This is a genomic window from Parviterribacter kavangonensis (assembly GCF_056863335.1).
Map to the genome: position 1 here is coordinate 270,911 of NZ_JBXPJA010000003.1, position 22,628 is coordinate 293,538.

Annotated in this window: 24 protein-coding genes; 5 read left to right on the top strand and 19 right to left on the bottom strand. The window is 70.9% G+C overall.

From position 1 onward, the window contains the following. Positions 1 to 23: 23 nt before the first annotated feature. The 3 genes from AC1UE4_RS21140 to AC1UE4_RS21150 are packed head-to-tail and all read right to left on the bottom strand — an operon-like array spanning position 24 to position 2,096. The gene (locus tag AC1UE4_RS21140; protein WP_482919309.1) at positions 24 to 719 is read right to left on the bottom strand and encodes a hypothetical protein; all 696 of its coding nucleotides are present in this window, start codon (positions 717 to 719) and stop codon (positions 24 to 26) included. A 12-nt stretch (positions 720 to 731) separates the two neighbouring features. Further along, positions 732 to 1,790, bottom strand: coding sequence for a twin-arginine translocase subunit TatC (tatC, locus tag AC1UE4_RS21145; RefSeq protein ID WP_482919310.1), 1,059 nt, complete (start codon positions 1,788 to 1,790; stop codon positions 732 to 734). A 30-nt stretch (positions 1,791 to 1,820) separates the two neighbouring features. Next, positions 1,821 to 2,096 (bottom strand): Sec-independent protein translocase subunit TatA/TatB, encoded by a 276-nt coding sequence (locus AC1UE4_RS21150; protein ID WP_482919311.1) that lies wholly within the window; start codon positions 2,094 to 2,096, stop codon positions 1,821 to 1,823. A gap of 128 nt (positions 2,097 to 2,224) precedes the next feature. On the opposite strand from AC1UE4_RS21150, the gene AC1UE4_RS21155 reads away from it, so the two are divergent. After that, entirely contained in the window at positions 2,225 to 2,653 is a 429-nt protein-coding gene (locus tag AC1UE4_RS21155) for a hypothetical protein (protein ID WP_482919312.1), read from the top strand. A gap of 72 nt (positions 2,654 to 2,725) precedes the next feature. On the opposite strand, the gene AC1UE4_RS21160 is transcribed toward AC1UE4_RS21155, so the two are convergent. From AC1UE4_RS21160 to AC1UE4_RS21215, 12 genes are all read right to left on the bottom strand, one after another. Further along, positions 2,726 to 3,679: a polyprenyl synthetase family protein gene (locus AC1UE4_RS21160; protein WP_482919313.1), complete on the bottom strand. Its 954-nt coding sequence runs from the start codon at positions 3,677 to 3,679 to the stop codon at positions 2,726 to 2,728. Next, positions 3,676 to 4,371, bottom strand: coding sequence for a ubiquinone/menaquinone biosynthesis methyltransferase (locus tag AC1UE4_RS21165; RefSeq protein ID WP_482919314.1), 696 nt, complete (start codon positions 4,369 to 4,371; stop codon positions 3,676 to 3,678). The genes AC1UE4_RS21160 and AC1UE4_RS21165 overlap by 4 nt, the downstream gene beginning before the upstream one ends. A 13-nt stretch (positions 4,372 to 4,384) precedes the next feature. Then, positions 4,385 to 5,143, bottom strand: a complete 759-nt coding sequence (locus AC1UE4_RS21170; protein WP_482919315.1) for a c-type cytochrome — start codon at positions 5,141 to 5,143, stop codon at positions 4,385 to 4,387. Then, on the bottom strand, positions 5,144 to 5,947 hold the full coding sequence (locus tag AC1UE4_RS21175; protein WP_482919316.1) for a cytochrome b: 804 nt from the start codon (positions 5,945 to 5,947) through the stop codon (positions 5,144 to 5,146). A gap of 5 nt (positions 5,948 to 5,952) precedes the next feature. Next, positions 5,953 to 6,627 carry a Rieske (2Fe-2S) protein gene (locus AC1UE4_RS21180; RefSeq protein WP_482919317.1) on the bottom strand — a complete coding sequence of 225 codons (675 nt, stop codon included), beginning with the start codon at positions 6,625 to 6,627 and terminating at the stop codon, positions 5,953 to 5,955. A gap of 17 nt (positions 6,628 to 6,644) precedes the next feature. After that, positions 6,645 to 6,953, bottom strand: a complete 309-nt coding sequence (locus tag AC1UE4_RS21185) for a hypothetical protein (protein ID WP_482919318.1) — start codon at positions 6,951 to 6,953, stop codon at positions 6,645 to 6,647. After that, entirely contained in the window at positions 6,950 to 8,239 is a 1,290-nt protein-coding gene (gene hemL, locus AC1UE4_RS21190) for a glutamate-1-semialdehyde 2,1-aminomutase (protein WP_482919319.1), read from the bottom strand. Before hemL ends, AC1UE4_RS21185 begins: the two co-directional genes overlap by 4 nt. 168 nt (positions 8,240 to 8,407) lie before the next feature. Then, the gene (ahbA, locus tag AC1UE4_RS21195) at positions 8,408 to 9,487 is read right to left on the bottom strand and encodes a siroheme decarboxylase subunit alpha (protein WP_482919320.1); all 1,080 of its coding nucleotides are present in this window, start codon (positions 9,485 to 9,487) and stop codon (positions 8,408 to 8,410) included. Continuing rightward, entirely contained in the window at positions 9,475 to 10,449 is a 975-nt protein-coding gene (gene hemB, locus AC1UE4_RS21200; RefSeq protein WP_482919321.1) for a porphobilinogen synthase, read from the bottom strand. The genes ahbA and hemB overlap by 13 nt, the downstream gene beginning before the upstream one ends. Before the next feature lie 22 nt (positions 10,450 to 10,471). Next, a complete protein-coding gene (locus AC1UE4_RS21205; RefSeq protein WP_482919322.1) occupies positions 10,472 to 11,830 on the bottom strand; it encodes an ABC transporter permease in 1,359 nt (452 codons plus the stop codon). Positions 11,831 to 11,833: 3 nt separating this feature from the next. Then, complete coding sequence (locus tag AC1UE4_RS21210) at positions 11,834 to 12,523, bottom strand: ABC transporter ATP-binding protein (RefSeq protein WP_482919323.1); 690 nt, start codon at positions 12,521 to 12,523, stop codon at positions 11,834 to 11,836. After that, on the bottom strand, positions 12,520 to 13,767 hold the full coding sequence (locus tag AC1UE4_RS21215) for an AI-2E family transporter (RefSeq protein ID WP_482919324.1): 1,248 nt from the start codon (positions 13,765 to 13,767) through the stop codon (positions 12,520 to 12,522). Before AC1UE4_RS21215 ends, AC1UE4_RS21210 begins: the two co-directional genes overlap by 4 nt. 18 nt (positions 13,768 to 13,785) lie before the next feature. On the opposite strand from AC1UE4_RS21215, the gene AC1UE4_RS21220 reads away from it, so the two are divergent. Beyond that, positions 13,786 to 14,592, top strand: a complete 807-nt coding sequence (locus tag AC1UE4_RS21220; RefSeq protein ID WP_482919325.1) for a TIGR00282 family metallophosphoesterase — start codon at positions 13,786 to 13,788, stop codon at positions 14,590 to 14,592. Here the strand turns inward: AC1UE4_RS21220 and AC1UE4_RS21225 are convergent. Genes AC1UE4_RS21225 through AC1UE4_RS21240 form a run of 4 tightly spaced genes read right to left on the bottom strand, consistent with a single transcriptional unit; the run spans position 14,489 to position 18,625 of the window. Continuing rightward, a complete protein-coding gene (locus AC1UE4_RS21225; RefSeq protein ID WP_482919326.1) occupies positions 14,489 to 16,147 on the bottom strand; it encodes a hypothetical protein in 1,659 nt (552 codons plus the stop codon). The genes AC1UE4_RS21220 and AC1UE4_RS21225 overlap by 104 nt on opposite strands. Continuing rightward, positions 16,144 to 16,584 (bottom strand): GtrA family protein, encoded by a 441-nt coding sequence (locus AC1UE4_RS21230; RefSeq protein WP_482919327.1) that lies wholly within the window; start codon positions 16,582 to 16,584, stop codon positions 16,144 to 16,146. The genes AC1UE4_RS21225 and AC1UE4_RS21230 overlap by 4 nt, the downstream gene beginning before the upstream one ends. Then, positions 16,581 to 18,044, bottom strand: a complete 1,464-nt coding sequence (locus tag AC1UE4_RS21235; RefSeq protein WP_482919328.1) for an alkaline phosphatase family protein — start codon at positions 18,042 to 18,044, stop codon at positions 16,581 to 16,583. Before AC1UE4_RS21235 ends, AC1UE4_RS21230 begins: the two co-directional genes overlap by 4 nt. A gap of 5 nt (positions 18,045 to 18,049) precedes the next feature. Beyond that, entirely contained in the window at positions 18,050 to 18,625 is a 576-nt protein-coding gene (locus AC1UE4_RS21240) for a DUF4126 family protein (protein ID WP_482919329.1), read from the bottom strand. A gap of 39 nt (positions 18,626 to 18,664) precedes the next feature. On the opposite strand from AC1UE4_RS21240, the gene AC1UE4_RS21245 reads away from it, so the two are divergent. The 3 genes from AC1UE4_RS21245 (at position 18,665) to AC1UE4_RS21255 (ending at position 22,626) form a co-directional block, all read left to right on the top strand. Continuing rightward, positions 18,665 to 20,026, top strand: a complete 1,362-nt coding sequence (locus tag AC1UE4_RS21245; RefSeq protein WP_482919330.1) for an aminotransferase-like domain-containing protein — start codon at positions 18,665 to 18,667, stop codon at positions 20,024 to 20,026. After that, positions 20,023 to 20,970: a D-alanine--D-alanine ligase family protein gene (locus AC1UE4_RS21250; RefSeq protein WP_482919331.1), complete on the top strand. Its 948-nt coding sequence runs from the start codon at positions 20,023 to 20,025 to the stop codon at positions 20,968 to 20,970. The genes AC1UE4_RS21245 and AC1UE4_RS21250 overlap by 4 nt, the downstream gene beginning before the upstream one ends. Before the next feature lie 162 nt (positions 20,971 to 21,132). Further along, a complete protein-coding gene (locus AC1UE4_RS21255; RefSeq protein WP_482919332.1) occupies positions 21,133 to 22,626 on the top strand; it encodes an Ig-like domain-containing protein in 1,494 nt (497 codons plus the stop codon). Positions 22,627 to 22,628 lie beyond the last annotated feature (2 nt).

Consider the following 22,628-nt stretch of genomic DNA (forward strand, 5'->3'; position numbering starts at 1 on the left):
CGCCGCGAGACCGGGTGCGAACGTCAGCCGGTGTTGGGCGTGACGGTGCCCTGGGCCTGCTGCTGGATGGCCTGGGTCTTGGCCTGCTCGATCGACGCCTTGAGCGATGCCTTCTGGTCCTTCGGGGCGAGCTCGAGCGCCTTCTTGGAGGCGAGATCGCCCTTGCGGGTCTGGTTGGCGGAGTAGGCCAGGACCGCGAGCTGGGCGTAGTCGCCGAAGCCCGGGTTCTTGTTGGCCTCGATGACGACCTCTTGGGCGCGGACCGCCTTGTCGGGCTTGTTCAGCCCGCCCTGCGAGAAGACGTTGCGCATGATCGCCGCGGTGTTCGCGTTGGCCTTGGCGTCGCCGGCGATCGCGAGGTGCTTGTCCCACGCCTGCTCGGCCTTGACGAGCTGGTTCTTCGCGTCGCCGTTGAACGTGCCGGTGTTCTGGTCGAAGCCCTTGGACACGCCGGCGAGCTGGTACTCGGCCTCGGCGAGCCGTGCGTAGAGGGCGGCGTCGCGCGGGTTGGCAGCGACGGCCTTCTCGGCGTCCTCGACGCGCTTCTCGATCTGGTCGTTGGCGCTGGTGCCGCCGTCGCGGAAGGCGTCGAGCAGGCCGCCGTCGACGTTGCCGCCCACGCCGAAGAGCACCAGGCCTCCGCCCATCAGGAGCGCGAGGCCCAGGTAGATCACCTGGACGGTACGGCGGCGGCCTCGGCCGCGAAGGTCGAACAGCATGGTTGCGGGAGGTCAGTCCTCGTCGTGGTCAGCGAGCTCGTACTCGTCGGGGTCGTCGATCTCCTCACCCCACAGCGAACCCGGCGGGCTGATCCTGTTCAGCCACGCTGCGAGCAGGATACTCAGCTCGAACAGCAGGAAGAGCGGTACCAGCGCCAGCGACATCGTCACCGGGTCCGGCGTCGGCGTCGCGACCGCCGCGACGATCGACAGCGCAAGGAGCACGTAGCCCCAGTTCTTCTGCAGCTGGCGCGGCGTCAGGATCCCCAGCCGCGTGATGGCCAGCACGGCTATCGGGATCTCGAAGAGCAGACCGATGCCGGCTATGAAGACGACCGCGAACTTGTAGTAGTCGCGGGCCTGGAGCAGGATGTCGAAGTTGTCGTCGTTGAAGTTCTGGAGGAAGTCGACGGCTCTCGGCAGGACGACGAAGTAGCCGAAGACCACCCCCGCGGCGAACAGCCCCGGCACCAGCGCCATCAGCGGGAACGCGATCTTCCGCTCCCCCGGCGCGAACGCGGGCAGCACGAAGGCGTAGAGCTGCCAGAGGAGCACCGGGAGCGTGAGCAGCAGCGCCGCGTAGAACGCGACCGTCGTCGTGGCGGTGAAGGGCTCGGCCACGCCCAGGGTCACCGGCTGGCGTTCCTTGTTCGTCGGCTCGGCTGCTGCCGCGGCCAGCGATGCCCTCCGGGACGCCTCTGCCTTCGTCGCGAGATCCGCGTAAGCAGCCCGGGTGGCCGGGTTCGAGGCGGCCGCCGCCAGCCGGCGGTTCAGTCGCACCTGGCTCTCGTAGAAGGCGGCATCGGCGCGGAACTTCGCCGCCGTGCGGATCTGGAACGTCGCGTTCTGCTCGAGCGGGTCGTTCGACCCCTTCTTGCCCTCGAGGTTCTGCGACTGCTCGAGCGGCCGGTTGACGATCTCGAGGATCGCGTCGTTCTGCCAGAACGTGAACCCGAACGCGGCCACGAGCGTGACGACGCAGATGATGATGCGCGAGCGCAGCTCATCGAGGTGCTCGGTGAGGCTCAGCCGGTCCTCGTGGGAGACCGGGTGGCGCACCAGCGTCGCCATCGGGGGGTCCTACGCGCCGGGGCGGCGCGCCTACGCGCGCGGCTCGGAGGAGACCGGCGCCTCGTGACGCTCGTCGGAGGTGGCCGGGGCGGCGGTCGGAGCCGAGACGGGCGCGGGCTCGAGCGCCTTGGGCTGCTCGTCCTCGTCGTCGTCGTCCCGGTCGCCCTTGCCGCCGGTCAGCGAGTCCTTGAACTCCCGCATCCCGGTGCCCAGGGCACGCCCGGCTCCGGGCAGCCGCTTGGGGCCGAAGATGACCAGCAGGATCACGAGGATGATGATGAGTTCCGGGATGCCGATGGGGCCCATGGATGCTCCTCCGAGAGGGTCTCGCCAAGCGTAGCGGTGCGGTCCATCCGCACGTTGCGCAACGTGCGTGAACTTCGTTGTCAAGTTCCCTACGCACTTGGCCGATGACTGGATGCGAGAGGCCAGTCATGAGCCAGCACCCGGAGCAACATCACCACGTCCGCCGCGTCGTCCTCCCTTCGGGGAAGACCATCGAGGTCGTCTACTTCGAGGACCTCGACGCCCCCACCACGCCGGCCTCCAAGCCGGTGGTCACCGACGTCGACCACGACCTGCACGTGTGCGGGTCCTGCGACTCGGAGCTCGTCTACCCGGTCGAGTGGTCCGAGGCGGGCCCGACGCACTGGGAGGTCCACCTGCGCTGCCCCAACTGCGAGTGGGCCGGCACCGGGACCTTCGAGCAGGAGACGGTGGAGCGCTTCGACGAGGAGCTCGACCGCGGCACCGAGGCGCTCGTGCGCGACCTCAAGCGGCTCATGACCGCCAACATGGAGGACGAGATCGAGCGCTTCGTCGACGCGCTCAGCAACGATCACGTCCTGCCGGAAGACTTCTAGCCCTAACGTCGTCCGAAGGTCCGAGCTTGCGAGGACCGAAGGCCGAAACCAAGAGCGAAGCGGTCTAGCCCGCTACGAGTACCGCGCGACTACAGAGTCGGCGACGAGCTCCAGCGCTCGTCGCTGCGGCAGGTCCGGCAGCATCCCCTTCGCCTCGGCCACCAGGCCGAGCGCCCTCTCGCGCGAAGTCTCCAGTGCGCCCGTGGCGGCGATCGCGTCGCACACCTCCTCCGCGGCCTCGGCCGTCGTGATGGAGCTGGGGTCGACGTCGAGCCCGCGCTCGCGCGCGAGGATGAACGGCAGCGTGACCGTGCCGTCGAGCAGGTCGGTGCCGCGGTGCTTGCCCGTGCGCTCCGCCGGCCCGCTGACGTCGAGCACGTCGTCGAGGATCTGGAACGCGAGCCCGATGCGGTGGCCGAACCCCGCCAGGCCGCCCGAGCCGCGCAGGAGGTCGCCGAGCTCGCACGCGGCCTCGAACAGCCGCGCCGTCTTGAGCTCGCACCGCAGGAGGTAGCGCTCGACGGTCACCGAGGCGTCCCAGGCGTCCTCGCGCTGGACGAGCTCGCCACGCGCCAGCGCCGACGACGCCCGCGACAGCGCCTTGATCTGGGCGACGTCCTCGTTCAGCACCAGCTGGGCGAACGCGCGGGAGAACAGGAGGTCGCCCGTCGCGGTCGCCATCTCCCGGCCCGCCACCGCGACGACCGTCGGCCGGCCGCGGCGCAGCGTCGCGTGGTCGAGGACGTCGTCGTGCACCAGCGTCGCCGAGTGGACGAGCTCGACCGCGGCGGCGGCGCGGATCGCAGCCTCCTCGTCGACGTCGGGGCCGGCCGCCAGCAGGACCAGCAGCGGCCGCAGCCGCTTGCCGCCCGCGGCGATCGTCGAGCCCGCATGCTCGGCCAGCACCTCGCCGTACGACCGCGCGACCTCGGCCAACCGCTCCTCGACCCGCGCCAGCAGTCGCGGGACGTAGTCGCCCGCCGCCTCAACGATCCGCGCGACGGCGGGATCGACGGCCAGGCTCACGAGCCCGGGACCGTCCCGTGGTGGATGGCGATGATCCCGCCGGCGGTGAGGACCCAGCCGACGTCGCGCAGGCCGGCGTCGTGCAGGACCTTGCCGAGCCCGGCGGCGTCCGGGAAGCGCCGCACCGAGGCGGGGAGGTACTCGTAGGCCTGCGGATCGCCGGCGACGCGGCCCAGGGCGGGGACGATCGTGTCGAACCACGCGCGGAAGAACGTCGAGAGCGGCGGCTTGGTCGGCGTCGTGATCTCGAGGATCACCACGCGCCCGCCCGGCCGCACGACGCGAGCCATCTCGCTCACGCCCTTCGGGAGGTCCGAGAAGTTCCGCGCCCCGAACCCGACGGTCGCCGCGGCGAACGCTCCGTCCTCGTACTCCAGGTCCAGCGCGTCGCCCCACTCCCACGTGATCCGCGGGTCCTTCACGCGCGCGCGCTCGAGCATCTGCTCGGAGAAGTCGCTGCCGACCACGTCGCAGCCGCGCGAGGCCAGCTCGATCGCCAGGTCGCCCGTGCCCGTCGCGACGTCGAGCACGCGGTCGCCCGGGCCGACCTGCGCGAGGTCGGCGGCCCGGGCGCGCCAGCGGTGGTGCAGGCCGGCGGTCATGACCCCGTTCATGAGGTCGTAGACGCCGGCGATGCGGTCGAACATCGCCCGAACCTGCCCGGCTTCGAGCGTGCCCGACTTCGATGTCATGGGCGGGCGGAGGTCAGGTGCCTTCGCTGATGGAGGAGCCCTTCAACCGCGCGAGGAACTCGACGAGGTTGTTGAACTGCTCCGGCGGGAGGTCCTTGAACGAGGGCATCGGCGCCGTCGGGTTGACGAGCGTGCGCGCGATGGCCTGGCGGGGCAGGCGCTCGCCGATCTCGGTCAGCGGCGGCCCGGGGCCGTCGTTGCCGTTCTCGCCGATCTTGTGGCACGCGAGGCAGCCGGACTGGGCGGTGACCTGCTTGCCCTCCTCGAACTGCCGTGTCGCGGTCGCGCCCTCGGCCCGCACCGACGCGGGGGTCTCCATGTCGATGGCGGTCGGCGAGCCGGCGTTCGCGCCGAGGTAGGTCAGGTAGCCCATCGCGCAGATCGTGAAGATGCCGGCGATGGTGGCGATCGGGCGCCGCTCGGGCCGCCGCTCCGGGCCGCGGTCGTAGAACGGCAGCAGGAACAGCAGGATCATCGCGATCGTCGGGATCCCGATGGTCGCCAGCGGCACCAGCGTCGACGGCTTGATGACGCGCAGCAGCTCGAAGAGGAAGAAGAAGTACCACTCGGGGCGCGGCACGTAGGTGGTCGTCGTCGGATCCGCCTTCGGGCCGAGCTCGGCGCCGAGGATGAGCGACATGAGGACGATCACACCGACGACGATCGCCGCCATGATCGAGTCCTTCGCGACCGCGTAGGGGAAGAACGGCTTCCCCTGCGCCTTCAGGATCGAGTACTCGCGGAGGTACTGCTCCTTCTCCTGGCGGTTCACCTAGCGCTCCTCGGTCCGCAGCTCGGGAGCGTCCTCGGCCTTCAGCCACGGCGGCGCCGTGGTGCCGAGCTTCGCCACGAGGTAGAGGTGCGCGCCGATGAGGGCGGCGATCAACCCCGGGATGAGCAGCATGTGGATCGCGTAGAACCGCGACAGCGTCGTCGCGTTGAACTCGCCGCCCCCGAGCAGGAAGTCGGAGAGGTACGGCCCGAGCAGCGGGCCCGTGCCGTTGATGTTCACGCCCACGATCGTCGCCCAGTAGGAGCGCTGGTCGAACGGGAGCAGGTAGCCCGTGAAGGACATCGCCATCGTGAGGATCAGCAGGACGACGCCGATGACCCAGTTCAGCTCGCGCGGGTACTTGTACGCGCCGAAGAAGAACGTCCTCGCCATGTGCAGGAAGACGAGGATCACCATGACCGTCGAGCCCCACTTGTGCATGCCGCGCACGAACTCGCCGAGGAATACGTCGTTCGTGATGTGGCGCGCCGACTCGTAGGCCTCGTTGGCCGACGGGCGGAAGTACATGGCCAGGAAGACGCCGGTGATCGCCTGGTTGAGGAAGGCGAACATCGTCGCCGAGCCCAGGGTGTAGAACCAGTTGGTCCCCTTCGGGACCTTCCGGAACATCATCCAGCGCGCGCCGCCGGACAGCGAGGTGCGCTCGTCGATCCAGTCGACCGCGCTGATCCCCGCCTCCTTGGCGGTGTCGAGCGGGCCGGTCTTGCCGTTCCGGCCGGGCTTGGCCGGCGGCGGCTTGAGCGAGTTGGGGACGGGCGGAGCGGGGAGCTTGAGCTTCGGCATGGGACTCAGGTGTTCGGGAGCTTCCGCATCGTCGGACGCGACGGGTAGAGGTACTGGCCCACGCCGTCGAGGTCCTCGCCCGGCAGGCGCGGGGAGAAGCGCTGGATCTCGGTGTTCACCGAGAACCGCGGCCCGAGCTCGACCTGGCCGTTGACCACGCGCGTGTAGAAGCGGTCCAGCGGCCGGACCGGCGGCCCGCCGCTGACGACGCCGCGGAAGTCGTAGACGCCGCCGTGACACGGGCACACGAAGCGCTCGGCGGCCGCGACGTAGCGGACCGGGCACCCGAGGTGCATGCACCGGGTCGAGATGGCGATGTACTCGTTGTACTCGTCCGCCGGCTCGGTGTCGATCTTCGCGTTGCGCTTGCGCATGTAGACGGTGGTCTGGCCGACGACGCCGATGCCCTCGGTCTCCGTGATGACCTTGGGGATGTACTCGTCGTCGCCGAACTCGTCCTCGCGGCCCACGGGCTGCCAGGACGCTTCCTTCTCTTCGAAGATCGGACCGAGGGCGAAGCCCAGGGCGGGCAGCGCGATGGCGGACATCGCGACGGCTCCGGCGACGTGGACCGTGCCGACCATGAAGCGGCGGCGGGTGACGGTCTCGCCCTCGAAGGCCCCCGGGATCTGCCGGTCGGCCGTGTACTTGCTCTTGGACTGGAGGTGGCGGTCAGGCATCTGAAGGACCGGGGAATCTACCGCTCGGGAGAGCAGGGACGCGCCGACGTGCGTCCGGCGCCGCCGAGCGCCGTCTTCGCCCATGCATCATGCGACAGCGTGGGCCTGTCCTCCGCGTGAGATCGCGCACACATCGAGATCACGTCGGCGAGCAGGGAGATCGCGGCGAGGTCGCCGCGAGCAGCCAGTTGCTCGAGCCCGTCGGCGTACAGGCGGTCGCCCTCGAGCAGCGCGAGGTCGGGGTCGTCGGGTGCGAGCGTCCGCCCGCGGCCCTCGCTGTGCAGCAGCCAGCCCTCGTGGACGGCCTCGAACGCGGGATCGCTCATGCGATCTCCGCGAACGCCGCGGCGGCGGCCTCGACCGTGCGCTCGATGTGCTCGGGCGTGTGGGCCAGCGAGGGGAACCAGGCCTCGAACGCCGACGGCGGCGGGTAGACGCCGCGGCCCAGGAGGGCGCGCGCCCACGCTGCGTAGGCGTCGCGGTCGGCCGCCTTGGCGTCCTCGTACGTGCGGACCGGCTCGTCGGCGAAGAACGGCGTGACGAGCCCGACCACGCTCGAGACCTGCAGCGTGCGGCCGGCGCTCGCCGCGGCCTCTCGCAGCCCGTTCGCGAGCGCGTCGGTGGTGTGGGCGAGGCGCAGGTAGGCCTGCTCGTCGAGCATGGCCAGCGTCGCCAGGCCCGCCGCGACGGCAAGGGGGTTCCCTGACAACGTCCCCGCCTGGTAGACGTCGCCGGCGGGGGCGACCATCTCCATGAGCGACCGCTTGCCGCCGTACGCCGCGGCGGGCAGGCCGCCGCCGATGACCTTGCCCATGACGGTCAGGTCGGGCGTGACGCCGGTGAGCTCCTGCGCGCCGCCGGGCCCGACGCGGAAGCCGGTGATGACCTCGTCGAAGACGAGCAGCGCGCCGCTCTCCGTCGCACGGTCGCGCAGCAGCTCGAGGAACCCCTCCGTGGGCGGGACGAGCCCCATGTTGGCCGGGTACGGCTCGGCGAGGATCGCGGCGAGCTCGTGCTCCTCCGTGGCCTTCACGACCGCCTCGGGGTCGTTCCACGGCACGATGATCGTGTTCGCCGTCGCGGCCTGCGGGACGCCGGGGCTGGCGGGGATGCCCTGCGTCGCGAGACCGGAGCCGGCCTCGGCGAGCAGCCCGTCGACGTGCCCGTGGTAGGCGCCCGCGAACTTCAGGAGCTTCTCGCGGCCGGTCGCGGCGCGAGCGAGGCGGATCGCGCTCATCGACGCCTCGGTGCCGCTGGAGGTCATGCGGACCATCTCGACCGACGGCATGCGGCGCGAGATCTCCTCGGCGAGGTCGACCTCACCCGCGGTCGGCGCGCCGAACGTCGTGCCGTGGTCGGCCGCGCCGCGGACGGCCTCGAGGATCTCCGGATGCGCGTGCCCGTGGATCAGCGGGCCCCACGACATCATCCAATCGACGTAGCGGTTGCCGTCGACGTCCTGCAGCTCGGCGCCGTCGGCGCGGTCGACGAAGATCGGGTCGCGGCCGATGGACTGCATCGCCCGGACCGGCGAGTTGACGCCGCCGGGGAGGTACTGCAGCGCCCGCCCGTACAGCGCGGACGACTTGGTGTCGCGGAGCGAGACCGTCACGGCCGAGTGGTTCCGATCATGGACACGCGCGGCGTCCTGGCGTTCGGTGGCGCCGGCTGGCGAGGACGCAGACCCGAAGGAATGCCTCCGGCATTTCGAGCGGTCGAGGACGACGCCAGGCGGTGATCACCGGGCGCCAGACGGCGTGGGTGTTCATGGTCGGGACCACTAGACCCCGGCGTGCTCGCGCTCCCAGTTCTTGAAGTCCTCCGTGAAGTACAGGAGGCGGATCTTCTTGAACTCGGTGGAGCTGTAGAGCGTCGCGCGCTCGGTGATGCCGAACTCGTCGGCGATCGCGTCGAGGATCGCGTCGCACTCCTCCTTCGACCGGCCGTGGGCCATGGTGAAGACGGAGTACGGCCAGTCCTCGTAGGTCGGGCGCTGGTAGCAGTGGCTGATCCCGCGGTAGGCGGCCATCTGCGGGCCGATCTCGGCGATCTTGTCCTCGGGCACCTTCCAGACGCCCATGCCGTTCGCGCTGAAGCCGGCGCGGCGGTGGAAGAGGATCGCGGCGACGCGGCGCAGCAGGCCGCGGTCCTTCATGCCGGCGAGGTGCTCGAGCAGCGCGTCCTGCGTCACGCCCAGCTCCTTCGCCGCGTCCGCGTACGGCTCGGGGACGATCGGCATGTCGCCCTGCGTCGCGCGCACGACGGCCTTGTCGAGCTCGTCGAACGGCACCTTCTCGGTCGGCGCGGGCGTGACCGCCTCGACCTTCGAGGCGAGGTCCTGCGTGCCGCCCTCCATCTCGAGGTCCATGCGGATCTTGAAGAGCGTCAGCGTCGGCAGCTGGCGGATCGACTCCGCGCCGGCCTCCTTCGCGAGCACCTCGAGCGTGCCGTCGAGGCCGAGCTTCGAGTCCTCCTCGACCGCGATCGTGAACCACATGTTGAAGTCGTGGTTGCGTAGGTAGTTGTGGCTGACGCCGGGGTGAGCGTTGATGACCTTCCCCGCGCGCCACGGGTGCTCCGGGTCGACCTTGGCCGCGACGAGCATCGAGCCGTAGCCGAACGCGCGGGTGTCGTAGATCGGCGTGACCTGGCGGATGATCCGGTCCTTGAGCAGCGCCTTCACGCGCTCGATCGCCTGCTCCTCGCTGATCCCCGCCTCGCGCGCGACGGCGGCGTAGGGGCGCTGCTCGAGCGGGAAGCGGCCCTGCATGAGGTTGAGCAGCCTCTTGTCGAGGTCGTCGAGCGGGCGGGCGGCGCCGTCCTTGCGGCTGCGGACCTTCGGCTGGGCTACTGAAGCCATCGGGCGGCGTCCTTGGCGTGGTAGGTGATGACGATGTCGGCGCCGGCGCGCCGGATGGAGGTGAGCGTCTCGAGGACCGTCGCGCGCTCGTCGAGGTGGCCGGCCGCGACGGCGGCCTTGACCATCGAGTACTCGCCGCTGACGTTGTACGCGGCGACGGGCATGCGCGTCTCGTCCTTCACGCGGCGGATGACGTCGAGGTACGGCAGCGCGGGCTTGACCATGACGACGTCGGCGCCCTCCTGGACGTCGAGCAGCGTCTCGCGCAGCGCCTCGTCGCCGTTGGCCGGATCCATCTGGTAGCCGCGGCGGTCGCCGAACGCGGGCGTCGAGTCGGCCGCCTCGCGGAACGGCCCGTAGAAGGCGGAGGCGAACTTCGCGCTGTAGGCGACGATCGGCACGTCGGTGAGGCCCTCGTCGTCGAGCGCCCGGCGGACGAACCCGACGCGCCCGTCCATCATGTCGCTTGGCGCCACGATGTCCGCGCCGGCCTTGGCCTGCGAGACGGCGGTGCGGGCGATGAGCTCGGCGCTCGTGTCGTTGTCGACGGTGCCATCGGTGCGAAGAAGGCCGCAGTGCCCGTGGCTCGTGTACTCGCAGAGGCACACGTCGGTCATGACGAGCAGGTCGGGGTGCGCGTCCTTGATCGCGCGCGTCGCGAGCTGGACGATCCCCTCGTCGTCGTAGGCGCCGGTGCCCTCGGGGTCCTTGTCGGCCGGGATGCCGAAGAGGATGATCCCGCCGAGCCCGAGCGCGGCCGCCTCGCCGGCATCGCGGACCGCCTCGGAGATCGACAGCCGGTCGACGCCCGGCATCGCCGAGATCGCCTGGCGCCCGTCGAGGCCGGACTCGACGAAGAGCGGGTAGACGAAGTCGCCGGCATCCAGCCGCGTCTCGCGCACGAGGTTCCGCAGCGGGCTCGTGCGGCGCAGGCGGCGCAGGCGCGTTTCCGGGAAGGCCATCAGGAACCAAGCGTAGCCCTGGTCAGGCGAATCGACGCAGAGCGAGCCGTGCGATCGCTCCGTAGGCGGCGGCCAGCGCGAGGAGGTGGAGCAGCGGGCCGGCGACCGACCGGCCCGTGTCGTTGAGCGTCGCGTCGAGCGCGTGGAGGGCCGGGCGGAACGGGAAGAGCGCGGACACGACGCGGATGACGTCGTAGACCGCCGGGGCGACCGACCCGCTCGGGACGAGCGCGAGGAACGCGATCGGCAGCGACAGCAGGAACGCGAGCAGCGACGCGGCGCGGACCTCGCGGGCCAGGCCGCCGATCGCGACGCCCATCGCGCCGAAGGCCACCGCCGCCAGCGCCAGCGTGAGCAGCCACAGCGGCGCCTGGCCCCACGCGACGTCGACGAACAGCCCGAGGCCGCAGACCAGGAGCACGGAGAGGCCGAAGGCGCACAGCGCGCTCAGCAGCACCTTCTCGGCGACGAGCGTCGTGCGGGTGACGAGCCCGCGCACGAGGCGGCCGAACGCGTGCTCTTCGCGCTCGAGCGCGAGCATGCCCGCCGCCAGCAGCACCGTGACGAACATGAGCGAGATCGTCACCGCCACCGCGACGGCGAACGCGTCGAGCGGCGTGCGCGATCCGTTCAGCACGGTCTGCTTGACGGTGACCGGCTCGCCGATCGACGCGAGGATCTGATCCGAGAGGTTCAGGTTGTCGACGGCGAGATCCGCGAACCGCTCGACGCGGCCGAGGTCCGCGCGGGCCTGCGAGCCGGCGGGCAGCTCGGCCTGCGCGCGGCGCACGATGTCGGCCGCGCGCTGCAGCCCGAGGACATCGAACTTCTGCAGGAAGAGGTCGAACGTCCCGCCGCGCAGGATGATGTCGAGGTACTGGGCGCCGACCTTCGTGATCTCGCGGCCCAGCGCGAGGTTCGCGTCGTTCAGGCGCGAGCGGATCGTCGACTCGACGAAGCGCCGCTTGACCGGGTCCTCGCCGTTGTAGATGACCTCGACCGACGGCCGCTCCCCCGAGCCGGTGAGGCTCAGAGCGCTGCGCAGCTTCGCGCCCGCGTCGCGCGGGACGATGAGCGCCGCCAGCGCGTCGCCGGACTTCACCTTCTCGATCGCCGCCGCGCGGTCCTTGACGCGGATGACGTCGACGGCGTCGAAGAGGCGCTCGGCGTAGTCGGCGGCGTCGCGCTCCTCCCCGCCGACCTGGAACCGCCCCTCGCCGGCCGGCACCTCGTTGGCGAACGCGACGCGCGGCTTGGCGGGGCCGCCCGACAGCGCGAAGCCGATGAGCAGCGCGACCAGCACGGGGTAGGCGACCAGCAGCACGACGAGCAGCGGCGAGCGCCGGAGGATCTGCAGGTCCTTCACGAGCAGCCAGCGCACCGCTCAGTGCCCCTTCTCGGCGAGGAACGCCACGAACGCCGCCTCGAAGTCCTTCGCCGGCCCGACCGCCGCCTCGAGCTCCTCCGGCGTGCCGGTGAAGAGCAGCTCGCCCTCCGCGAGCACGAGGACGCGGTCGGCGTGCCGCGCGGCCTCGGCGAGGTCGTGGGTCGCGAAGACGATCGTCCGGCCGCGCTCGGCGAGCCGTTCGAGCAGTGACCACACGCGCTGGCGATGGCGCGGGTCGAGCGCCGAGGACGGCTCGTCGAGCAGGAGCACGGGCGGGTCGGCGATGAGGCCGATCGCGATGTTCACGCGCTGGCGGTTGCCGCCCGACAGCGTGCCGAGCTCGTCGCCGGCGCGCTCGGCCAGTCCGGTCTGCTCGAGCGCGCGCGCCACGGCGGCGTCGACGTCCGGGACCTTCTCGAGCCGCGCGAACAGGCGCAGGTTCTCGGCGACGGACAGCTTCCGGTAGACGGCGACCTGCTGTGGCACCCACCCGATCTCCCCGGACGGCAGCTCGACGCTGCCGGACGTCGGCTCGAGCAGCCCGCCGAGGATCGACAGCAGCGTGGTCTTGCCCGCGCCGTTCGGCCCGATGACCGCCAGCCGCTCGCCCTCGCGAGCCGCGAAGCTCACCGCGCGCAGCGCCTCGCGGTCGCCGTAGCGACGGGTGAGCTCCTGGGCGCCGATCACGAGGTCGGCAGGCTAGTCGGCAGGTGCGCTCCGCACTGCCGGCAGTACGCGTCGCCCGGCGTGGGCGGCGTGCCGCACTCGGGGCACGGCGGTGGCCGCCCGCCGTTGCCCGCCATCGCGAGCGGCATCGTCCCCCACGGCTCGAAGACCAGGTGGCGCTTGAGGTAGACGACGGTCTCGCGCAGGGTCGCCGCGATCGGCAGCGCGATGAGCGCGCCGACGAGGCCGTAGATCTCCGCTCCGAACAGCAGCGCGAAGATGACGAGCAGCGGGTTGATCCGCAGCGCGTACGAGAAGACCTGCGGCGCGACGACGTGGCCCTCGAGCTGCTGCAGCGCGAGGAACAGCAGGCCGACCCACACGGCGGTGATCGGCTCGTCGAACAGGGCGACGATCATCGGGGGCAGCGCGCCGAGGAACGGCCCGACGAACGGGATCAGCTCCATCACCCCGAAGAACGCGCCGAACGCCAGCGCGTACGTCTTGCCTGCGGGGAAGATGCCGAGCGTCCCGAAGATCCACAGCGCGAGCCCCGCGCTCGTGCCCATGATGAAGCTGAAGAGCAGCTGGCCGCGGACGTAGCCGGACACCGCCTTCTGCACGCGCGTCGGGTAGTCGTCCTCGGCCGTCCCGTCGCCCGGCGGCATCACCGACCGCACGAGGTCGCCGATCTTCGGCCCGTACACGAGCATGTAGATGCTGAGGACGAGCACGAGGATGAGCTGCACCGAGACGGTGACGAGCTCGCGCAGCAGCCCGCCCGTGAACGACACGATCTCGCCCGATCCCTCGAGCACGCGGTCGCGCAGCGTCTCGAGCGCGCTCTGCCCCTGCGCCTCGATCTCGACGTCGATGCCCTTCTCGTCGAACGTGCGCTGGAGGTCGTGCAGCGAGGCGTTCGCGTCGTCGATGAGGTTCGGGACGTCGCGCTGGAAGGCGGACACCTGGTCGGCGATCGGGTTGGCCAGGACGACGCCGATGGCGGCGACGGTGAGGAAGAACCCGACGTACACGAGGGCGACCGCAAGGCCACGGGGAAGGCGGCGTCGCTGCAGCCACGACACCATGGGGTTCAGGATGAGCGCGATGACGGCCGCGACCATGAAGACGAGCAGCACGACGCCGGCGGCGCGTGCGAGCGCCCAGAGCATCAGCAGGAGCACCGGCAGCGTCGCCAGCTGCACCCAGCGCGGGACGACCACCGGCCGTGGCACCTGCGGGGGCTGGGACTCCGGCGCGCTCATCACTCGGGAAGGATGCCGATGAGCAGCATCCTCTTCGTGGGGGACGTCGTCGGGGGGTTGGGTCGTCGCACCCTCCTTGGACTTCTTCCCGCCCTGCGCGAGGAGCTGCAGCCGACGTTCGTCGTCGTCAACGCGGAGAACAGCGCGGGCGGCCTGGGCGTGACGCCGGCGATCGCCGACGAGCTGCTCGCCGCCGGCGTGGACGCGATCACGCTCGGCAACCACGCCTACCACCGCCGCGAGATCCTGCCCTACCTCGACCGCGAGCCGCGCATCGTGCGCCCGGCGAACTACCTGCGCCGCCACCCCGGCCGGGGCGTGACGATCGTCGAGCGTGACGGGACGCGGCTGGCGGTCGTGAACCTCAGCGGCTCGATCTTCCTCAGCGCCGCGCGGTCGCCGTTCGACGAGGTCGAGTCTGTGCTCGGCTCGCTCGACGGCAAGGCCGACCAGGTCCTCGTCGACTTCCACGCCGAAGCGACGAGCGAGAAGGTCGCGATGGGCTGGTACCTCGACGGCCGCGTGACCGCCGTGCTCGGCACGCACACTCACGTCCCGACCGCCGACGAGCGCGTGCTGCCGAAGGGGACCGCCTACATGAGCGACGTCGGGATGACCGGCCCGCGCGGCGGCGTCATCGGCGTGCGCAAGGAGCAGGCGATCGCCGGCTTCGTCGAGCAGATGCGCCAGCGGTTCGACACGTCCGAGGACGACCCGTGGCTCATGGGAGCGCTGGTTCGGGCCGGCGCTCCACGACGGGCGGAGTCGATCGAAGCGGTGCGGCGGCCGTGGAAGCCGGCGCCGGGGCCAGCAGCGCCAGCATGACCAGCGGGAAGAACCAGACGACGTAGAGGTAGAACCAGTACGTCAGCGACAGCTGGAACGCGACGAGCACCGCCGCGCACAGCGCCGCGAGCCCGGCCAGGTCGGTGCGCCGCGGCACGAACGGCAGCCCGCACGCCAGCATCACCGCGAACGCCGTCATGTACAGGGATCCGCGATCGATGTCGTAGAGGCCCCACAGGGAGAACGGCGCGTTGCGGTCGGCCTGGAAGCCGATCGTCCGGTCGTAGAACAGCGACACGTCCGTCGCGAACGGCAGCAGCAGCGCCGCCGCGACCGCGACGAAGCCGGCGGCGAAGAGGAGCAGCTTGCGCGGCCGCATGCCGTCGTGCAGCGCCAGCAGCGGCACCAGCGCCAGCGGCGCGAACTTCGCGAGCCCCGCCGCCGCGGTCACGCCGCCGCGCACGAGGCTCCACCCGGGGCGGTCGCGCCCCGGCACCGCGACGTACAACGCGAGGCAGACGAGGAACGCGACGAGCGCGTCGTTGGCGTTGCAGTTCAGCGCGAAGAGCGTGAACGGGAACGCCGCCCACGCGTACGCGAGCGTGATCCCGAGCTTCGCGCCTGCGACCTTGCGCCCGAGCAGGAACATCATCAGGACCGTCGCGAGGTCGAACGCGACCGCCGCCGCGTGCGCCGCCGGCAGGTCGTCCCAGTCGCCGCTCCACGGCAGCAGCTGCTCGAACGGGATGTAGAGCAGGTACGTCAGCGGGCCGTACGTGTCGCCGTGCTCGTTGACCTTCGGCCAGCCGCCGTAGAGGGGGCTGCCGTCCATGATCCGGTCGGCGCCGAGCACGCCGGAGAACCCGACGTCGATGACGTTCGAGTTCGTGATGTTCAGCCCGATGCGGAAGCTGAGCAGGAAGACGAGCCCGACCAGCAGCCACCGGTGCGGGACGAGCAGCTTCGGCATCGCGGCCGGCAGGCGCGCGCGTGGCCGCAGCCCGATCCACAGCATGCGGCCCATCAGGTAGACGAGCGGCGGCACCGACATCGGCACCGACTCCTCGATGTCGCCGTCGATGAAGAAGGCGAGCGAGATCGAGAGGCTCGCGAGCACGAGCAGGTCGAGGTGCAGCAGCCGGAACGGGCGGCGGACGTCGACGAACGGGACGAGGAACGCGACGAGCAGCGGGATCCACACGTACGGCGCCGTGACCTTGCGGCCGAACGCGCCGGGGTAGCCGCGCGCCATCGTCCACGGCACGCGGAAGCCGGTCCACGCCTCCAGCACCGCGCCCGACGCGTCGTCGACGAGCACCTGCGCGATCTCCTTCTTGCGCCCCTTCGAGAAGTACGAGACCTGCCAGCGCGCCGGGCCCTTCGTGAAGACCTCGTGGGTGGAGCCGGGGTACTTGGCGCGCTCGGCGACGACCTTCGCGTTGCGGTCGGCGATCCGCAGCACCGCGTTGCCGGTCAGGCGGTGGAACTGGGGCGGGTCGTCGAGCGACTTCGGCCGCACCGGCTCCTGCGCGATGGCGGGAGCGGCGAGGAGCAGGAGCGCGAGCAGGGCGGCGGCCGCCGCCCGCACGGTCACCCGCGGAAGGACCACAGCTTGTTGCCGAGGAAGCTGAGCGGCGTCGCGGCGATGATCGCCAGCGCCTGCGCCGGCACCTCGGCCATCCCGGCGCCGCTGACCAGCAGCTCGAGCACGGCGAGGTTGTAGAGGAAGGCGGCGACGCTGACGGCGAGGAACCGGGCCGACTGGTGCCCGGCGTGGCCGGCGCGCGCCCGGAACGTCCAGTGCCGGTTCCACACGAAGTTGTTGGCGACGGCGACCAGGAACGCGCCGAGCGCGGCGAGCCGGTAGTTCGCGTCGGCGCCGTGCACGAGCAGCGTGAACACCGCGAGGTTCACCACGTAGCCGCTGGCGCCGACGAGCGCGAAGCGCACGAGCTGGAACCAGTTGCGCGAGTGGCGGATGCCGACGCGGACGCGCTGGCGGAGCGGGACCGCGAGCTGCTCCGAGGTCACCCGGTCGAGGGTACCTGGAAGTGGGTCCTGATCAGGGGAGCGATGTCGCGGATCGACCACTGCTCCTGATCATCGACGTCGAGGCCGGTCAGGATGAGCGCGCCGAGGGAGTCGCTGCGGTGCAGCGAGCCGTGCGAGCCGCCGCCGACGTGGTCGCCGCCGCCCCAGTCGAGGAACTCGTAGCCGGGCGCCGCGGACAGCAGCACGTCGCCCGACGTCGGGCAGTCGAGCGCCGACCACACGCGGGCGAGCGCGTCGGGGAACGTCTCGCTGCGGAACACGCCGTTCTCGATGCGGGCGTCGAGGACCTCGAGGTTGCCGCGCACGACCCAGCGGCCGCCGCGCACGTCGCTCACCTCCTCCCCGGGCGCGAACGTCAGCGCGCCGGCGGTGGACATGACGACGGCGACGCTGTCCGCGCGGTGCATGGCGAGCTCGACGCCGTCGACCGCGAGCGACGCCTCCAGCAGCCGCGGCATGAGCGTCTCGCGCGCCTCGGGCACGAGCACGTAGAGCATCGCCGAGCGCTGGGCCGGGCAGATCGCGATCTCGCCCTCGTCCGGCGTGGCGCCGCCGGGGCCGGTCAGCTCGAAGTCGCTGAGCCCCTTGAAGAGGTCGATGCTCTCCTCGACCAGCGCGTGCGAGTGGTCGGCGACGACGATCACCGCGTGCTCGTCGAGGAAGCGGTCCGGGCCGCCGCCGGCGTGCATGACGCGCTCGAGCTGCCGGTCGGCCTCGTGGATCGACGTGACCTGGGCGTCGGGGCCGTACTTGTGCGAGTGCGTGTCGTTGTCGGGCAGCGACATGAGCAGGAAGTCGAAGAGGTCGTGCTCGACGAGGTGGGCGCTGACGCAGCCGGTGTGCTGATCGCGCAGGCCCGGCATGCCGAGCTGGCTGCGGCAGTTCGTCTTCTGGCTCGCGTAGAGGTCGGCGTAGAAGAGCTCACGGGGGCCGAGGATCGGGCGGCGGAAGAGCGTCTGGCCCGCGATCCGCGTCAGTGCGCTGTCGCGGGAGGCGAGGTGCTCGTGCCGGCCGCGGTACATCAGGTACGTCGTCCCGGCCGTGCGCACGCCGGCGTCGTCGAGCGACTCGAACACGGTCGGCGCGTCCTCGGCCAGGTGCTCCATGTTCATCCGGTAGACGGTGTCGACCAGCTGGCGGTTGATGCCGAGCCGCCGCGCCGCGCCGAAGCTCGAGCCGTACTCGACGTAGCGGCGCTCCTCCCGCCACCACCAGTTCATCGACGGGATGTGATGGCGGTCCTGGAACGTCCCGGTGGCGATCGCCGCCGCGCACACCGGAGTCACCGAGGGGAACGCGGCCGCGCAGCTGCTGATGTACGTCCCGCGCTCCATGAGCGTGGCGAGCGTCGGTGCGCGTCCGGTCTCGACCGCGCGCTCGAGCGCCGACGGCTTGAGGCCGTCGATGACGGCCAGAACGAGCTTCTTCGGGGCGGCCACGGGGGCTAGCGGAGGATCCGCAGACCCGCGTACTTCTCGCCCTCGCGCCGCTTGCCGCCGATCTGCAGCCAGATGATGAAGCCGAGCGCGATGATCGAGATGGGCGGGATGACGATCGCGAGCGCCGCGAGCAGCAGCGAGGCGCCGTCCGCGTAGACCGGCAGCGCGCTGCGAGCGTCGGCGTCGAGACGGGCTCGAACCCGGGCGAAGAGCGCGCGTGCGGCCCGCTCGGCGAGCAGAGCGCACAAGATGCCTCCGATGATGCCCGGCCACCACGTGTCGGAGTGGTCGGCGAGCGCGCCCGCGAAGAGCAGCGCGCCGACGCCGACCCCCAATCCGGCGACGATCGAGACGACCACGGAGGTCTCGCCGCGTCGTTGCAGAACGACGACGACGATGAGCGCGACCACGAGGGCGAGCAGCCAGACCGGGTCCTCCAGGAAGGACAGGTCGGTGCCGTCGAAGTCGATGAGCGCGTCGGCGGACGCAAGTGCGCCCGCGACGAGCCCCGGCAGGAAGGGGCGGATGCCGGCGGCAAGCGCCAGCCCGATGCCCGTGAAGATGTCGAAGATGGTGTCCATGGTCCGCTACGGTTGCCCGGCCCCGGCGAACCTTGCCAGATGAGCCCCAGTTCGAAACGCTCCCGTCCGGCGGCCCGCGATCTCGAGCGCTACGCGGGGCTCTTCGCGAGCCGTACGAAGGTCATGAAGTCCTCGGCGATGCGGGACCTCATGGCGATCACCGAACGTCCCGAGGTGATCTCCCTCGCCGGCGGTCTACCCGACACGTCGACGTTCCCACCGGACTCGTTCGCTTCCATCATGCAGGGCGTCGCCGCGGAGTCCTGCGCGAAGGCGCTGCAGTACGGCCCGACCGAGGGCATGGCCGCGGTCAAGGACTGCATCGTCGAGGTGATGGCGGCCGAGGACACGAAGGTCGATCCCGACGACGTGCTCGTCACGACCGGCGGCCAGCAGGTCATCGACCTCGTGTGCAAGACGCTGCTCGACCCGGGCGACGTCGTGGTCGCCGAGGCGCCGACGTACCCCGGCGCCGTGCCGGCGTTCTGCGCCTACGAGGCCGACGTCGTGCAGGTCGCGATGGACGACGAGGGGATGCGGATCGACGAGCTCGAGGCGACCTTGGACCGTCTCGACCGCGAGGGCCGCACGCCGAAGTTCGTCTACACGATCCCCAACTTCCAGAACCCGGGCGGCGTGACGATGGCGCTCGACCGGCGGCGCCGGCTCGTCGAGATCGCGGCCGAGCGGGAGCTGCTCGTCCTCGAGGACAACCCGTACGGGCTGCTGCGCTACGGCGGCGAGGCGCTCCCCACGCTGTACTCGCTCGACGGCGGCGAGTTCGTCATCTACCTCGGGACGTTCTCGAAGATCCTGTCGCCGGGCGTGCGGCTCGGCTGGACGGCGGCGCCGCGGCCGGTGCTCGAGAAGATGAACCTCGGCAAGCAGGGCGCCGATCTCTGCTCGTCGTCGCTGACGCAGGCGTTCGTCGCCGCGTACTTCGAGCAGGGCCGCTGGAAGGACTACCTCGGGTCGCTCATCCAGCTCTACCGGCGGCGGCGCGACGTCATGGTCGACGCGCTGGGCGAGCACTTCCCCGAGCAGTCGACCTGGACGTACCCCGAGGGCGGCCTGTTCCTGTGGGCGACGCTGCCGGACTTCATCGACACGACCGACCTGCTCGCGCGGGCGCTGCAGGAGAACGTCGCGTTCGTTCCCGGCCGGGCGGCGTTCCTGGATGGCCGCGGGGCGTCGTCGATGCGGCTGAACTTCTCGGGCGTCGACGACGACGAGATCCGCGAGGGCGTGCGGCGCATCGGCGAGGTCGTTCGCGAGCAGGTCGAGCTGTACGGCACGCTCACCGGGATGCGTCCCGCGGCCCCGGCGCCGCGGCCGGCGCGCCCGCAGCCGGAGGCCGGGCCGACGAACGTCCTGCCGCTGCAGCGCCGCGCGAGCGGATGAGCCGGATCGCCGTCCTCAAGGGCGGGCGCTCGCTGGAGCGCGAGGTGTCGATGCGGTCCGGTGCTCGGGTGCAGGACGCGCTCGAGCGGCTCGGCCATGAAGCCATCGGGATCGACGTCGGGCACGACCTCGTCCGCGTGCTCCGCGATGTGGCGCCGGACGTCGCCTTCGTCGCGCTGCACGGCCGCGACGGCGAGGACGGCACGGTCCAGGAGCTGCTCGAGGTGCTCGGCATCCCGTACACCGGGTCGGGCGTCTCCGCGTGCATCCGCTGCGCCGACAAGGTGCTCGCCAAGCACGCCTTCCGCGACGCCGGGCTTCCGACGCCGGACTTCTTCGCGTGGTCGGAGACGGCGTTCCGCGACCTCGGCGCCGCCGACGCGCTGCCGGCGATCGAGGAGCGGTTGGCGTTCCCGCTCGTGGTCAAGCCGGCCCGGCAGGGTTCCGCCCTCGGCATCAAGTTCGCCCGCGCCGCTTCGGATGTGCCGGCCGCGTTGGTCGCGGCGTTCTCCTACGACCAGAAGGTCCTGCTCGAGCGCTACGTCAACGGCCGCGACCTCGCCGTGTCGGTGCTCGACGGGCAGGCGCTCCCGGTCGTCGAGGCGGTCCCGATCGACCGCGACTTCTACGACTTCGACGCGCGCTACGAGATCGGCCGAACCGAGTTCGTCTGCCCCGCCGAGGTCGGCGACGCCGTCACCGCCCGAGCACAGGAGCTGGCCCTCGCGGCCTACGAGCTCCTCGGCTGCGAGGGCTTCGCACGCGTCGACCTCATGTGCTCCCGCGACGACGACGCGCTCCAGCTCCTCGAGGTCAACCCCGTGCCGGGCCTCACCGAGACGTCGCTCCTCCCCCAGGCGGCCGACGCCGCCGGCATCGCCTTCGAGACGTTCGTCGAGCGCGTGCTCGACCTCGCGCTCTCACGCCACGCGCCGGCCACCTGAGCCCCCGCCGGGGAGGAACCTCCCTGCGTCAACTCCCGTTCACACGCGTGAACACCATTCACCCACTCGGCCCCTAGCACCGGCGCCGGATGAGTCGAGAGGCTCGCACCAGAACTCCGCACGCTGGTCGAGCCAGCTGGCGCACTCGACGAAGGGGCACGCATGCTCAACCCATTCCGGTCGCTCCGGCGACTCGTCGCAACATCAGCCTTCGCGCTCATCTGCGCGGTCGGCGTGATCAGCCTGGCCACAGCCGACCAGGTGATGCCCGACGGCGACACCGCCGACAACGGGAAGAGCCCCGCGGTGTTCGGCTCGGGGACCGGCGCCTACGCCTGCACGGCGACCGCTCCCGGCGAGATCGTCGTGAAGTACACCGGCGCCGAGAACCAGCCCTCTCAGCACTTCACGGCCGGTGAGGACCTCGGCGTGACGTTCACGCCAGAGGATCCGAAGATCTCCGCTGCCCTCGTCGGTGGAACGCCGAGCGTGCCCGACCCATGGGACGGCGATTCGCCTTCGTTCGCGATCGATATCGAGACGTCGATCGACGACACCATCGAGGACGACAAGCAGTACAAGGTCTACGTCGACGTCGTCGGTGCCGAGTCGGGTTACTCGGCCCAGAGCGACGCCGGTGGTCGCCCGTTCTTCATGGTCAACGTCAACTGCGACCCGGACAACCCGCCGCCGCCCACGAACCACGCGCCCACCGTCTCGGCGAACAACTCCAGCGTGACGGTCAACGAGGGCGCGACGGCGACGAACTCCGGCACGTTCGGCGATAGCGACGGCGACCCCGTCAACCTCTCGGCCTCCGTTGGGACAGTCACGCCCGGATCGGGCGGCACTTGGTCGTGGTCTTACGCGACGACTGACGGCCCGTCGCAGAGCCAGACGGTGACGATCACCGCCAGCGATGGCACCGCCCAATCTCAGGCGCAGTTCGCCCTCGGCGTCAACAACGTCGCACCGGTGATCGATCCGCTTTCGCTATCCGGCAACTCGGGCGTGGCGTGCCTCGGCGGCAATTCGGTCGGGCTGCAGTTCTCGTTCGACGACGCCGGCGTGAACGACTCGCCGTGGACCGGCGCGATCAACTGGGGTGACACCAACTCGACGTCACTCTCGCTGAACTCGCGCGGCCTGCAGACGGGCTACTCGCACACGTACGGGGCCGGCTCGTTTACGCCCTCGGTCACGCTCACGGACAAGGACACCGGCAGCGACACCGAGACCGCGACCACGGGGAGCGTCTCGTTCCTCTACTCAACTGGCAGCGGGATCCTGCAGCCGATCAACGCGGACAAGTCGAGCAACTTCAAGCTCGGCAGCGTCTTCCCGATCAAGATCAAGATCACCGACTGCAACGGCGCCCCTGTGGGCTCGGGGATCCAGCCGCGAGTGAAGCTGTCGCGCTACCAGGACCTCGCCGGCGCCGAGGCGCCGAACGAGACCACCGAGGCGAGCGTGCCGGACGCCGCTGACCTGATGCGCTTCGACGGCGCTGCCGGGCAGTGGATCTACAACCTGTCCAGCAAGAAGACCTCGCTGTACCCGTCGGGCGCGCTGCCGCTCGGCAAGTACAAGGTCACCGTCTACAGCACGCCGGCCTCGTTCACGGCCGTGGACGGCTACTTCGACATCGTGAAGTAGCG

Excerpts from the sequence above, each read along its gene's own strand:
- AC1UE4_RS21220 (WP_482919325.1), top strand. The coding sequence starts at position 13,786 with ATGAGCAGCATCCTCTTCGTGGGGGACGTCGTCGGGGGGTTGGGTCGT.
- AC1UE4_RS21255 (WP_482919332.1), top strand. The coding sequence starts at position 21,133 with ATGCTCAACCCATTCCGGTCGCTCCGGCGACTCGTCGCAACATCAGCC.
- AC1UE4_RS21250 (WP_482919331.1), top strand. The coding sequence starts at position 20,023 with ATGAGCCGGATCGCCGTCCTCAAGGGCGGGCGCTCGCTGGAGCGCGAG.
- AC1UE4_RS21175 (WP_482919316.1), bottom strand. The coding sequence starts at position 5,947 with ATGCCGAAGCTCAAGCTCCCCGCTCCGCCCGTCCCCAACTCGCTCAAG.
- AC1UE4_RS21165 (WP_482919314.1), bottom strand. The coding sequence starts at position 4,371 with ATGACATCGAAGTCGGGCACGCTCGAAGCCGGGCAGGTTCGGGCGATG.
- hemB (WP_482919321.1), bottom strand. The coding sequence starts at position 10,449 with ATGGCCTTCCCGGAAACGCGCCTGCGCCGCCTGCGCCGCACGAGCCCG.
- ahbA (WP_482919320.1), bottom strand. The coding sequence starts at position 9,487 with ATGGCTTCAGTAGCCCAGCCGAAGGTCCGCAGCCGCAAGGACGGCGCC.
- AC1UE4_RS21180 (WP_482919317.1), bottom strand. The coding sequence starts at position 6,627 with ATGCCTGACCGCCACCTCCAGTCCAAGAGCAAGTACACGGCCGACCGG.
- AC1UE4_RS21240 (WP_482919329.1), bottom strand. The coding sequence starts at position 18,625 with ATGGACACCATCTTCGACATCTTCACGGGCATCGGGCTGGCGCTTGCC.
- AC1UE4_RS21155 (WP_482919312.1), top strand. The coding sequence starts at position 2,225 with ATGAGCCAGCACCCGGAGCAACATCACCACGTCCGCCGCGTCGTCCTC.
- AC1UE4_RS21150 (WP_482919311.1), bottom strand. The coding sequence starts at position 2,096 with ATGGGCCCCATCGGCATCCCGGAACTCATCATCATCCTCGTGATCCTG.
- AC1UE4_RS21140 (WP_482919309.1), bottom strand. The coding sequence starts at position 719 with ATGCTGTTCGACCTTCGCGGCCGAGGCCGCCGCCGTACCGTCCAGGTG.
- AC1UE4_RS21185 (WP_482919318.1), bottom strand. The coding sequence starts at position 6,953 with ATGAGCGATCCCGCGTTCGAGGCCGTCCACGAGGGCTGGCTGCTGCAC.
- AC1UE4_RS21245 (WP_482919330.1), top strand. The coding sequence starts at position 18,665 with ATGAGCCCCAGTTCGAAACGCTCCCGTCCGGCGGCCCGCGATCTCGAG.
- tatC (WP_482919310.1), bottom strand. The coding sequence starts at position 1,790 with ATGGCGACGCTGGTGCGCCACCCGGTCTCCCACGAGGACCGGCTGAGC.
- AC1UE4_RS21215 (WP_482919324.1), bottom strand. The coding sequence starts at position 13,767 with ATGAGCGCGCCGGAGTCCCAGCCCCCGCAGGTGCCACGGCCGGTGGTC.